Below are 12776 nucleotides of genomic sequence, written 5' to 3'. Positions count from 1 at the left end.
AGCGACTTGCTTTATAAGCTAACCATCAGCATCTTTTTCTGGTGACCTAAGTACTCTTCATAAGTACCTTGGAAGCTCACTAGCTGTTGATCTTTTACATCGATGATGTGTGTTGCTAATGAAGAAACGAACTCTCGGTCATGGCTTACGAAGATAAGCGTGCCAGTGTAAACCTTCAACGCGTCGTTCAGGGCTTGGATTGCTTCCATGTCCATGTGGTTGGTTGGTTCGTCCATTACAAGCACGTTGATGTCTTGCATCATTAGCTTGCCGAATAACAGACGGTTCTTCTCACCACCAGAACAGTTACGCGCTTTTTTGTTCGCATCGTCAGCAGTAAACAATAGGCGACCTAGAATGCCACGTACCATAAGGTCATCGTGCTTCACTGTGCGCCATTGTGAGATCCAATCGAAGATGCTCAGGTCGTTATCAAAGTCAGACGTACTATCTTGTGGGCAGTAGCCTACAGATGCGTTTTCAGACCATTTTACGATACCTTCGTTTTGCTCTAGCTCTTGAACTAGGCAACGTAGCAGCGTGGTTTTACCTACACCGTTCTCACCGATAACCGCAAGACGAGTACCCGCTTCAAGCAGCAAGTTACCACCGGCAAACAATGTTTCGCCATCGAAGCCGTGACCAAGGTCTTGAAGTTCAAGCGCTTGACGGTGTAGTTTCTTACCTTCGCCAAAATCAATAGATGGGCTCATACGGCTCGATGATTTCACTTCATCAAGCGTGATCTTATCCATTTTCTTGGCACGAGAGCTTGCTTGTTTTGCTTTAGATGCGTTAGCACCAAAACGGTTTACGAAATCTTGAAGCTCGCTGATTTCAGCCGCTTTCTTAGCGTTGCTTGCTAAAAGCTGTTCACGAATCAAGCCAGATGCTTCTAGGAAGTACTCGTAGTTACCAGGGTAGACACGTAGCTCACCGTAGTCGATGTCTGCCATGTGTGTACACACAGAGTTCAGGAAGTGTCTATCGTGCGAAATGATGATCATTGTACATTTACGCTGGTTTAGCTCTTCAGCAAGCCAGTTGATCGTGTGAATGTCCAAGTTGTTGGTTGGTTCATCAAGAAGCAGGATATCTGGGTTTGCAAACAGAGCTTGTGCCAATAGCACACGCAGTTTCCAACCTGGAGCTACTTGCTGCATCAAGCCGAAATGGAACTCTTCTTCAATACCTGCTTGAATTAGGATGTCGCCAGCACGGCTTTCTGCTGTGTAGCCATCCATTTCCGCGAATTCACTTTCAAGTTCTGCGACTTTCATGCCGTCGTCTTCGCTCATTTCTGGCAAAGAGTAAATGCGGTCACGTTCTTGTTTTACTTCCCAAAGTTTTCTGTCGCCCATGATCACAACGTCGATAACGCTGTACTGTTCGAAAGCGAACTGATCTTGGCTTAGCACACCCAGTTTTTCTCCTGGAGTGATAGAAACGTTGCCCGAGCTTGGCGTTAATGCGCCACTTAGGATTTTCATGAACGTTGATTTGCCGCAACCATTAGCGCCGATCAAACCATAACGGTTGCCGTTACCAAATTTAGCAGAGATGTTTTCAAACAGCGGCTCTGCGCCAAATTGCATTGTGATGTTCGCGGTAGATATCAAAGAACTAATTCCTAAGCGTGTACTGACAGATAATTATTAGGCTATTTCAAGAACCTAAATAAGAAGTACGAAAGTATGGATTAAACAAAAATCGAAGCGCGGATTATATAGAGATCTCGATCACGTTGTCGAGGCTAAACAGTAAACGAATAGTAAACATAGACCATTTAGATGCTTTTCATACGTTATGGGGTGTAAATAAAAAAATCCCCACCAGCAGAACTGGTAGGGATTTCATTTATCAACACTAAAAGTCTTTTAAGCTCGTCACCTTTGAAACTATAGCTCTTCAAACGAAAAGCTTTGATGACGAGCAGAACTTGTTATTTAGTAATTTTCTTCTGAACGTATTTTTTGCTCACGTCGACAACCGCAACATCTCTAAAGAAGCTTCTACCCAACAGAAGTGGGAAAGAAAGATGCGTTCGGTCGGCTAGCGTAAATTCAGTTTTGTCTTTTAGATCGCCAATTTGAATCGAAGCTACAACCACAGCGCGTCGTTGTGTGCCTTCTGCGCTTGATTGCTTGATCTTAACCCAGCGTTCTACTGGTAAGCTGATCTCTTCAGTTGTAATTCCGTCGTGTTCAATCTTGAACTTAACCCAGTCTTTGCCGTCACGTTCAAAATCAACAATATCAACTGCACTGATTGAAGAGGTTGTTGCACCGGTATCGACACGTGCTTTAAACGCTTCTTTTAAACCAGGAACAAACACCCACTCTTCTTCACCAAGAATCAGTTTGCCGTCACTTGTTTTTCTAACCTTCTCTACTGGTTTTTCAACAGGTGCAGGTTTTACTTCCGGCTCAGTTGGTTTTACTTCTTCAGGCTTCTCAGTAGGTTCCGTTACTTTCTCGCCTTCTGTTGCGTCAGTTTTTGAAGAGTCATCCACAACAGGTTGTTCGATTTGAGGCTTTTGCTCTGGCTCAACAGGAGCTTGAGTTGTAGCCGAACAAGCAAACAGGCCACCACTTAGCATTAAAACTACAATCGCTTTCCAATTATACATTCAGTCACCTTCTATTTTGAAACGTTTGCTATCGCTTTTGCTACATAAGGAATATGAGATTCGGAAAGGCCTGCGATATTGATGCGTCCATCACCAACACCATAGACTCCATATTCTTCACGTAATTGATTCATTTGAGTTTCTTTAAAGCCTAGTACACTAAACATGCCTTTATGGCTTTCAATGAAGTCAAATTGTGACGTGTTATAAGTATTTCGCAATTCATCACATAAACTTTGGCGCAGATTTAACAAACGTTGCTGCATTTCACTCAATTCTTGCTTCCAAATCGAGGTTAGCTCTTGATTCTGAAGAATTGTTTTAACCAAAGCTGCACCATGATCTGGCGGCATTGTGTAAGTTGAACGAGCAAGCGTTAGAAGCTTACCTTTAGCATTGCCAACGTGTTCGCTGTTTTTGCCAATCACGATAGCGGCACCCGTTCTTTCACGGTATAAACCGAAGTTCTTCGAGCAAGATGTCGTAATCAACATCTCTTCGACGTTGTTAGCCATGTGTTGAAGACCTTTTGCGTCTTCTTCTAAGCCATCACCAAAGCCTTGGTAAGCAATATCAACGAACGGCAAGAAGCCATTTTTCTGCGATAGTTTGGTAATTTCCTGCCACGCCTCAAAGTCGATATCCGCACCCGTTGGGTTATGACAGCAACCGTGCAGTAGTACCACATCTGATGGACCCGCTTTTGAAAGGTCATCCAACATTCTTGCAGTATCAACTTGCTTCGTTTCAGGACTGAAGTAATTGTAATATCGAACTTTTAAGCCTGCCGCTTCCATCACCGGTTTGTGGTTAACGTAGCTTGGGTTTGAAATCCAAACCGTGGTGTCTGGTTGAGAAACTTTCATTAAGTCACCCAACATGCGAAGTGCACCACTTGCACCCGGTGTTTGAATCGCAGCAACGCGATCCATTGCAGAAGTCCCTTTAAGCAGCAGATCAACCATGCTCTGGTTGAACTCTTCACAGCCTGCTAGGCCAACGTAAGCTTTGGTTTTCTGAGTCTCAACAACGATATCTTGAGCCTTAGAAACGGCTTTCATGATCGGAGTTTCGCCTTGGTCGTTTTTGTAAACGCCAATGCCTAAATCGACTTTATCAGTACGAGTATCGCCGCGGTAAGCAACAGAAAGAGATAGAATTGGATCTAAAGTTGGTTTTGGTAGATGTGAAAACATGAAAGTCACAACCCTTTGAAATTCAAGTAATGGCCTCCAAGTTATCATTTTATTTACAATTTAAGAAACAGAAATTCATCAAAGTTTTGATTTTTAGGAGATAACTCTAGTTGAGACTGGTGCAATCTAGTATTCCCTATTCCATATAGTTCAATATTCAATCAATTTACAAATTTAGAACGTCATAAAATAAAAAAGCCTCAACAGAGAAGCTGAGGCTACTAATTTGCACTAATGTAGGTTGACGTTAACTAACGAAAGTCTACTAGAGTCGGAACCGATGAATAATTTGGTTTGAACTACCACGCCAATCCAACATTGGATCCGCTTTATCTTGCTCAAAACGACCATCAATCAAAGTATCAACATATTCAAGTACTTGCCTCTGCTTTTCGTCGAGTTCGTCGAGCTCGTAGCCCGTCCACATCCAGATGTCTTTGCCTTCACATTCTGCTTTTACACGCTGAACAAGCTTAAGCACTTCAGATACATTTGCAGGATGAAGAGGATCGCCACCTGAAAGCGACAAGCCACGACGCTTGATTCGTGGATCATTGAGATCAGCGATAATGTGGTCTTGCAGCTCTTGAGTAAACAAATGCCCGGAGTCCAACCTTTGCGTTGATTGGTTATAACACCCGCGACACTGGTGTACACAACCCGACACAAACAAAGTGCAGCGTGTTCCAGGGCCATTTACAACGTCGATTGGGTGATATTGGTGATAATTCATAAGGCAGTATTGAAAACTCGTGATGGCTTAATGGTTTAACTCGAAAAGTAGCGAGAGTTGAAACAAATGAATTGGTATCGACATAGCGCCGATACCAAACATATTTCTTGAAACGTAGCTCTTCTAAGTAAGCTAGCTAATAATCTTAGAGCTTACTAAAGATGCTTCACGCGGCGTTTAACTTCTTCTTGCTTACCGAAGTTAAATGGTCGTGCATCTGGGCTACCAAGGTAACCACAAACACGGCGCGTCACCGATACTTTGGTTGAGTCATGGTTGCCACATTTAGGACACGTAAAGCCCTTACTTGTACAGTCGAACTCACCGTTGTAACCACATTCGTAACACTCATCAATCGGTGTGTTAGTGCCGTAGTAAGGAACACGTGTGTAGCTGTAATCCCATACGTTTTCTAGTGCTTCGATGTTCTTCTGCATGTTCGGGAATTCGCCGTAACAGATAAAACCACCGCTAGAAATTTCAGGATAAGGCATCTCGAAATCGATCTTGTCGTATGGGTTCACTGTCTTCTGCACATCTAAGTGGAAGCTGTTGGTGTAGTAACCACGGTCTGTCACACCATCAATCACACCAAATTCTTTGGTGTCGATGCTGCAGAAACGGCTACATAGGTTTTCACTTGGTGTGCCGTATAGGCTGAATGCGTAACCTGTCTCTTTCGTCCAAGATTCCACTTCACGCTTCATGTACTCCACCAACTCAAGCGCTTTAGCACGCATTTCGCCATCGTCGTACAGGTGAACGTCAGTACCGTAAAGTGCTGTCATCGCTTCGTGGATACCAATGTAACCAAGAGAAACAGACGCGCGGCCGTTCTTGAAGATATCGGCAATAGAGTCGTCTGCTTTCAAGCGAACGCCACATGCACCTTCCATGTATAGGATTGGAGCAACACGTGCTTTCACGTTTTCTAGACGAGAAATACGAGTTTCTAATGCACGACGAGCCAGCTTGAGTTTATCATCAAGCAGTTCGTAGAACTTAGCCATATCTTGTTTTGCGTTAATCGCAATACGTGGCAAGTTCAAGCTAACAACACCTAAGTTGTTACGGCCTTCGTGAATCAACTCACCATTTTCTTCATAAGTATTCAAGAAGCTACGACAACCCATAGGAGTTTTAAATGACCCTGTCACTTCTACTACTTTGTCGTAGTTAAGAATGTCTGGGTACATACGCTTAGACGCACACTCAAGCGCCAATTGCTTAATGTCGTAGTTTGGATCTTGCTTCTGGTGGTTCAAACCATCTTTGATTGCAAACACCAGTTTAGGGAATACCGCTGTTTTGCGGTTCTTACCCAAACCTGCGATGCGGTTTTTCAAGATAGATTGCTGGATAAGTTTCGAGCCCCAGCTTTCGCCTAGACCAAAACCAAACGTAACGAATGGAGTTTGGCCGTTAGCCGTGTGTAGCGTATTTACTTCGTATTCCAAAGATTGGAACGCGTCGTAACACTCTTTCTCTGTGCGAGAGATAGCAAAAGCTTCTGGGCTATGAATGTCCCACTCTTTCGCTAGCGATAAGTGCTTCTCGTAGCTCGCCATAACGTAAGGTTCAAGAACCTCATCGATGCGGTTAATCGTTGTGCCGCCGTAGATGTGACTCGCCACTTGCGCGATGATCTGCGCGGTTACCGCTGTCGCCGTAGAAATAGACTTAGGTGTGTCGATTTCCGCGTTACCCATCTTGAAGCCATGCGTTAACATACCTTTCAGATCGATAAGCATACAGTTAAACATTGGGAAGAACGGTGCGTAGTCTAGATCGTGGTAATGAATGTCACCACACTCGTGAGCTTGTACGATGTCACGCGGCAAAATGTGAGTTTTTGCATAGTGTTTAGCCACGATACCCGCCAGCAAATCACGCTGAGTTGGGATAACTTTACCGTCTTTGTTGGCATTCTCATTGATCAGATCAACATTGCTTTCTTCGATCAAACCTTCGATCTCACGAGTTAAAGCGCTTTGCTTCTCACGGGCGATGTCGCGGTCATGACGATATTCAATGTAGGCACGAGCCAGAGACTTGTATGGTCCCTGCATTAGCTCGTTCTCGACCATGGTTTGAATTTCAGAGATATGAACTTCATCGTAGTCTTCGAGCTTCAACTCAACTGCTAATGCCACATTCAGTGCATAAATAGCAATTTCCTTATCGGCTTTGTCTGATGCTGCTTCCACTGCAGCTTGGATGCGATCTCTACTGAATGGAGCTCTTGAGCCATCACGCTTGATTACGATTGATTTCACCACTTCTCCTTACTCTTGAGGTATTCACAGACTTATCCACAAACACACTATATAGAGCGATTTATCGTTTAACTAACACTAGATATTGTGGCGTATTTAACGAGAACCACCAACTTTGAGTATTGATTTGGATCAATAAAAAGAGAACGCTGACTAAGATCAATTCAATATTATTACGCTAGTTCTCAAGTCGAAAAGAAACAATGTAACAATAAAAAAACTCCTAAAAAGAGTTGAATTTTTGGTAAGTGTTGTAGGATAACGGCTCATCAATATTGGCAGACAAAATTAGGGATATTTGGCATGAAACGACTTCAAAACTGGATAATGTTAGGCTGCTTACTCAGTAGCCAGACATTTGCTGAACCTTTGACCATATCCAGTTGGAATATCGAATGGTTATCAACCAACGAGGCTGTGAATAAGTTTTCTGACAAACGTGATCAAGCTGATTTCGACAAACTCGCAACTTATTTTCAATCCTTAGACGCAGACGTGGTTGCGTTTCAAGAAGTCGATAACGTAAATGCCATTCAGCGTGTGGCTGGTGATCAATACAAGATATTGATGTCTGACCGGGCGCTATCTAAGAACAGCAACCGCCAATTTAAAGAAGTGAACCAATACACGGGATTTGCAGTTCGTAAAGGAGTAGCCCTCACCGACTACGCTGACTTTCCGCTTGAAACCACATCCAACAGTAAACTTAGGTTTGCCAGCTATATCGTTGTAGAAACAAACTTTAAACCCATTCACATGTTGTCTGTGCATTTAAAGGCAGGTTGTAGCGGAGCGTATAAGTCCAACCGCGATTGCTCTCGTTTAAAAGAGCAAGCTCAGCAACTGAACAAGTGGATAAAGCAAAGAGAGCGCAATAACGAAGACTACGCCATTCTTGGCGACTTTAACCATAACCTCGCTTACTCACGAGATTGGATGTGGAAAGAGTTATCACAATATACTGATGCGCAGTTAGCGACACGAAAGACCCGTGCAGATTGTAAGGTACGCTCTAACCGCAACAATTATCGCACACATCAGTTCCGCTCTGTTATTGATCATATTGTGGTGAGTGAGTCGCTAAATGCTTCTCCTGCAAAGCAGAAGGTATTTGAAACACAAGATGTTCTGGACTACAAACTCAGTGACCACTGCCCAGTTTCAACGACTATTAAATAGTAGATTTTAGATAACAGCAGATTGTAGATAACTGAAAATAATAGAAACAGTAAATATAGAAAGAGGCTGACTGACTTTCGTGCTGAAAGCGAGTCAACCTCTATGCTTGGTCAGCTCAGAACGGATAACGTCAAAGCCAATGTAATCAGCTATAAGCTTGCTACTAACACGTTTTGTTCATACGATCCGCCAGCCACATTCCCACCAGCATGCTTATCATAAACACCCACACCGTCGGGTTGCCGCCACTTAGGCTGGTTACCGCAGGGCCTGGGCAAAAGCCTGCAATCCCCCAGCCTAAGCCAAACGCTGTAGATCCAAGAATCAGCTTTCTGTCTATCAACGGATTGTTACGGCTATCTAACGGCTCGCCATTGATGGCTTTAGCGCGCTTTTTAATGACCAGATGATAAAACGGTGCAAAGACCAATAGCGCGCCACCCATGACGAATGCCAAACTAATGTCCCAGTTACCGGTAATGTCTAAGAAGCCGAGTACCTTCTCAGGATCAACCATCCCTGAGATGATCATGCCAGAGCCAAAAAGAATACCTGCGACCAAACCGATAACGATAGTAAATGAAGCGTTTTTCATTATGCCCCCAAGCCAGTCAGATTCTTGATAAACACGGTTACGATTGCCACACCCATAAATACACAGGTCGCAACAATAGAACGTTTAGATAAACGCGCCATTCCGACAATGCCATGCCCGCTAGTACAACCGTTCGCTGTTTTAGTACCAAAGCCCACCAGAAGACCAGCAATAATCACTAAAGCGAGATTCATCTCTTCTAACTGCGGAAGTTGGTAGCCCGTCGGAATTAATAGCCAACCACTTGCGACCATTCCCACAACAAAGGCGATACGCCAGTGTTTTTCGGTGTTTGCTGTATCCGCATCTTTACGTTCTTTGTTGCTGGTGCCAGTTGGCAATAATCGGCTGACAATGCCACTAATGCCAGCAACTCGACCAATCCCCAACATTAAAACAATGGCCGACACGCCTAACAACATGCCGCCGAAAAAAGCATCCCAAGGAATCAAACTAAGCACAAACCTCTCCTATCCACAAACATCATAAACTCATAACAACCTATAAATTAGAGTTTACTAATAAATATAAATTAGTCAATGCTAATGTACTGCGAGTATGTGTCGTTTTGTAAGTCTGGAATTAACAAGCGCCCTGCATGAAAAAAGCCCCTAGGTGTTAACCTAAGGGCTTAAGATTTATTCTGTCTTTGGTAAAGAACAGCTATTTGACCTTGTTCTTCTCAGCAATCCATTGCGACATGTACTTAGTGCTCGCCATACTATGGTGCTTAAGCATTGAACCAAAGAAATTATCCAGTCGATGCGCATCAAGCTCAGAACCTAGCGCAGTCAGTCGCTCGATCAATTTGTCGCCCAGTTGATTCTGTTCATAGTGCGCTTCAAGAATTGAATGACATTGGCTTTGAGCTTTAAGCCATTTCTTTTCATCTTTATAAAGAGCGACAGCTTGTTCAACAAACTCATCAATATCATCTGACACTGCGCCCGGCCATTGCAGTTCACCTTGCGGTAGCATGCCTTCACTGCCGATCTCGCTGGTTACATTCGGAGTCTGTAGCTTCATCGCATCAAGTAACTTGCCTTTAATGCCTGCGCCAAATCGTAAAGGTGCAACACACACACGAGCCTGCTCCATCACTTCTTGAGCGTCTTTCGCCCAACCTTTGATATGGAAGCCAGTTTTAGGGTTATGCAAAGCGGTTGCTTTCGGCGGCGGATAAGATCCGTAAATATGAAGTTCACTATCAGGCAACTGCTTACGAATCTTCGGCCAAATCTTCTGTAACTGAAGCACTGCATCCCAGTTAGGCGCATGTCTAAAATTACCTATCGTCATGAAATGCTTACGTTCTTCAAAGCTTTTCGTACTTTCAGGCAACGTGTTGAGATCAACCATGAACGGCAGGTGATGTAATAGTTTTGGATCGATATTGAACTCAGATTGGAGCAATTCCATCTCGTAATTTGAGATGATCAACGAAAGATCACAGCGCAGGATTGCAGCGATTTCACGTTTCGCCAAGTCACTGTACAGGTGCTCTTTCGTTAACTCTGTCTCTTTCTTAACAGCTTCATGTCGAGCATTGCGTAGGAATTGTAAATCTTCAGTATCCAGTAGCTTAAAGGCATTGGGACATACCTTCTCGACGCGCCAGCCGAATTGCTCTTCCATCATAAACCGGTCAAACATGACAACATCAGGTTGCAGCTCTTCGATGTACTGGTCAAAGCTATCGCAATTTAGCTGAATAGATTGGCTTGTAATGCCCTCTTCAGAAAGATCAATCATATGCTCGGTTTCTTGAGCTGGCGTTGCGAACTCAACGGGCCAACCTTGTCTCTTGAACAGTCGTAAAAGTGACATCATATGGCTGCCAGCCGCCGATGAATTCGGTTCTGGCCAAACGTAGCCAATTGCTAAAACTTTCTTCAAAACACTTCCTAAGAAATAACAAAAGGGACTAACTTAGCCCCTAATAAAACGTTTATCGATCGTGGTCGACTTATATTGCTGATTATAATGAGTTCTAATCACTCAGCGATCAGATTCGCTCACCTACATTGCGAGCTATCATAAGCACTTCATCGGCTGAGTGAAGGTTTGAAATCGTGGTTTCGACTTCTGCGCCCAATGTCGACTGATAGAGCTTTTGTGCAAAGTTATCTGCTCTGGTGGTCACTAATACATGTTTTAGTGTCGAGCCCTGCTCTGATAGCTTCTGCTTCACTTGAGGCAAAGAGTCTAGAATCAGCTTTTTGCCCAATCCTTGCCCCTGAGCACTCGGTAACACAGCAAGTTGTTCTAGCTCCAAAACAGCTTCAGGCCTAAACCCACTCTTTTGAACCCAAATAATGTAGCCGACAATCTCGCCATCGCTTTCAGCAACAAAGTTAAGAAAGCGTGGCGCAGCATTTAAGTTACATTGTAACCAATTTTTTGAGTTTTGCTGTCGAACAAAAGTAGCTTGGTGAACTAAAGCCGCTCCATCGAGGTCGGCTTCTGTCATAAAACGAACTTGCGCCATGCTGCTACTCATTCTCAGAATTAGGACGCGTTTTACAGTGTAAAATGGCTCTCTCTAGAAGTTCTAATGCCGAGCTATCTGCTTCTGGAAGCTTAGCGTCCGATTGACCTAACGGATCAACACGGCTACCCCACTTAATATGGCCTGCCCCCCAAGTTAAACCGGCACCGAATGCCGCCACAAGGATGTTTGAGTTCGGTTTAACAAAGCCTTGCTCTAACGATTCACACAATGCAATTGGCACAGTCGCAGCCGACGTGTTGCCATAGTTTTGAATGTTCACAAACGCTTTCTCACGTTCAATGCCCGCCATATCACACAGAGTTTGAATAATTCGGATGTTCGCTTGGTGCGGAATCACAACATCGATGTTTTCAGTTGAGATGCCAGTGCGACTCAATACTGTATGTGCTGCAGCGCCCATTCCTTTCACTGCACGCTTGAAGATCTCTTTACCAACGAAATCAAAATCCCAGTAACCGTTATCAGCAGCAAAGCGGTCCATAGACGTACCGAATTTTGGTACTGCTAGAATGTCACGGCCCTCTGCGTCACAACCGATTTGAGCTTCTTGTAAACCCACTTGTTCTTCAGTACGCGATAAAACCACAGCGCCAGCGCCATCACCGAATAGAACCGCAGTATCACGCTTGGTCCAGTCGATGAAGAATGAAAGACGCTCTGCACCCACAACGATCGCATTGCGGTAGTTGCCCGCTTGAATCAATCGAGTTGCTGTTTCAACACCGTAGATAAAGCCTGTACACGCTGCATTAAGGTCAAAAGCTGCTGCGCTCTTGATGCCTAAGTTCTGTTGAACTTTAGACGCGGTATTTGGAATAAGAGAGTCTGGACTGCACGTCGCTACGATCACAAGATCGATATCTTCGGCTGTTAAACCAGCACACGCCATTGCATGTTGAGCAGCAACGGTCGCTAGCTCAGAGGTATTTACATGACTGATACGACGATTTTCGATACCAGTTCGAGTACGAATCCACTCGTCAGACGTATCAATGAAAGTGCTTAAATCATCATTGGATAGCACGGCTGGTGGCAGACACTTTCCCCAGCCCGTAATTTCAGCGTAAAATTTTGTCATCATTTACCTGTTTATTGTTTGTTTTTATTTGAGTATCTTATTCTTGTTTTAAACAGTATAAGCGTTCCGTACATGATTCGTAAATCGCGTTAGGCACGGAGACGCAATAAAAAGAGAAAGTTATGTCTACATTCAACACACGTTGCCCTTCTTGCGGTGGCGTAAACCGAGTTCCTTCAGAAAGAATTTCAGAAAGCCCTACTTGTGGTAAGTGCAAAAACGCACTTCTAGACGGTGCACCAATCGAAGGTACGTCACTGAATTTCCAATCAATTTTGAACAGTTCACAGCCTGTCGTTGTCGATTTTTGGGCGACATGGTGCAACCCATGTGTAGGTTTCGCACCTGTATTTAGCGATGTCGCTAAAGAGCGCGCTGGCGATGTTCGATTTGTTAAAATTGATACCGAAGCTCAACAGCAACTGGCGGCTATGTATCAAATCAGAAGCATCCCAACGGTGATGGTGTTCAAGAACGGTCAACGTGTTGATACGATTAACGGTGCACTGCCAAAAGGTCAATTTGATCAGTGGCTTAATCAAGCACTAACTAAGTAATACTATTGGTTAAGCTATTGA

General features: G+C 44.0%; 12 protein-coding genes. 2 read left to right on the top strand and 10 right to left on the bottom strand.

The window, feature by feature from the left end:
• Positions 1-11 precede the first annotated feature (11 nt).
• The 5 genes from AB6E52_RS05960 to nrdD all read right to left on the bottom strand — a co-directional run bounded on the left by AB6E52_RS05960 (position 12) and on the right by nrdD (position 6834).
• Positions 12-1619: an ABC-F family ATPase gene (locus tag AB6E52_RS05960; protein WP_102320795.1), complete on the bottom strand. Its 1608-nt coding sequence runs from the start codon at positions 1617-1619 to the stop codon at positions 12-14.
• Between the two features lie 323 nt (positions 1620-1942).
• On the bottom strand, positions 1943-2629 hold the full coding sequence (locus tag AB6E52_RS05955) for an ATP-dependent zinc protease (RefSeq protein WP_017069095.1): 687 nt from the start codon (positions 2627-2629) through the stop codon (positions 1943-1945).
• A gap of 11 nt (positions 2630-2640) precedes the next feature.
• The gene (locus AB6E52_RS05950; RefSeq protein ID WP_017064572.1) at positions 2641-3825 is read right to left on the bottom strand and encodes an amino acid aminotransferase; all 1185 of its coding nucleotides are present in this window, start codon (positions 3823-3825) and stop codon (positions 2641-2643) included.
• A 265-nt stretch (positions 3826-4090) separates the two neighbouring features.
• Positions 4091-4558, bottom strand: coding sequence for an anaerobic ribonucleoside-triphosphate reductase-activating protein (gene nrdG, locus AB6E52_RS05945; RefSeq protein WP_017064571.1), 468 nt, complete (start codon positions 4556-4558; stop codon positions 4091-4093).
• Between the two features lie 155 nt (positions 4559-4713).
• Positions 4714-6834, bottom strand: a complete 2121-nt coding sequence (gene nrdD / locus AB6E52_RS05940; protein ID WP_102320794.1) for an anaerobic ribonucleoside-triphosphate reductase — start codon at positions 6832-6834, stop codon at positions 4714-4716.
• Positions 6835-7137: 303 nt separating this feature from the next.
• On the opposite strand from nrdD, the gene AB6E52_RS05935 reads away from it, so the two are divergent.
• Positions 7138-8013 (top strand): endonuclease/exonuclease/phosphatase family protein, encoded by an 876-nt coding sequence (locus AB6E52_RS05935; RefSeq protein ID WP_017064569.1) that lies wholly within the window; start codon positions 7138-7140, stop codon positions 8011-8013.
• A 163-nt stretch (positions 8014-8176) separates the two neighbouring features.
• Here the strand turns inward: AB6E52_RS05935 and AB6E52_RS05930 are convergent, their stop codons facing one another.
• The 5 genes from AB6E52_RS05930 to AB6E52_RS05910 form a co-directional block, all read right to left on the bottom strand.
• Entirely contained in the window at positions 8177-8608 is a 432-nt protein-coding gene (locus AB6E52_RS05930; RefSeq protein WP_016787649.1) for a YeeE/YedE family protein, read from the bottom strand.
• Positions 8608-9069: a YeeE/YedE family protein gene (locus tag AB6E52_RS05925; protein WP_010429747.1), complete on the bottom strand. Its 462-nt coding sequence runs from the start codon at positions 9067-9069 to the stop codon at positions 8608-8610. The genes AB6E52_RS05930 and AB6E52_RS05925 overlap by 1 nt, the downstream gene beginning before the upstream one ends.
• A gap of 202 nt (positions 9070-9271) precedes the next feature.
• Positions 9272-10504, bottom strand: coding sequence for a glycosyltransferase (locus AB6E52_RS05920; protein WP_102320793.1), 1233 nt, complete (start codon positions 10502-10504; stop codon positions 9272-9274).
• Between the two features lie 109 nt (positions 10505-10613).
• Positions 10614-11078: a GNAT family N-acetyltransferase gene (locus tag AB6E52_RS05915; protein ID WP_102320829.1), complete on the bottom strand. Its 465-nt coding sequence runs from the start codon at positions 11076-11078 to the stop codon at positions 10614-10616.
• A 22-nt stretch (positions 11079-11100) separates the two neighbouring features.
• Positions 11101-12198: a ketoacyl-ACP synthase III gene (locus tag AB6E52_RS05910; RefSeq protein WP_017060124.1), complete on the bottom strand. Its 1098-nt coding sequence runs from the start codon at positions 12196-12198 to the stop codon at positions 11101-11103.
• 122 nt (positions 12199-12320) lie between these two features.
• On the opposite strand from AB6E52_RS05910, the gene trxC reads away from it, so the two are divergent.
• Complete coding sequence (gene trxC, locus AB6E52_RS05905) at positions 12321-12755, top strand: thioredoxin TrxC (RefSeq protein WP_017060125.1); 435 nt, start codon at positions 12321-12323, stop codon at positions 12753-12755.
• Positions 12756-12776 lie beyond the last annotated feature (21 nt).

The sequence above is a fragment of the Vibrio sp. 10N.247.311.13 genome (assembly GCF_041467595.1).
Taxonomy (GTDB): Bacteria; Pseudomonadota; Gammaproteobacteria; order Enterobacterales; family Vibrionaceae; genus Vibrio; species Vibrio crassostreae_C.
This window is presented reverse-complemented; position numbering and strand designations above follow the sequence as displayed.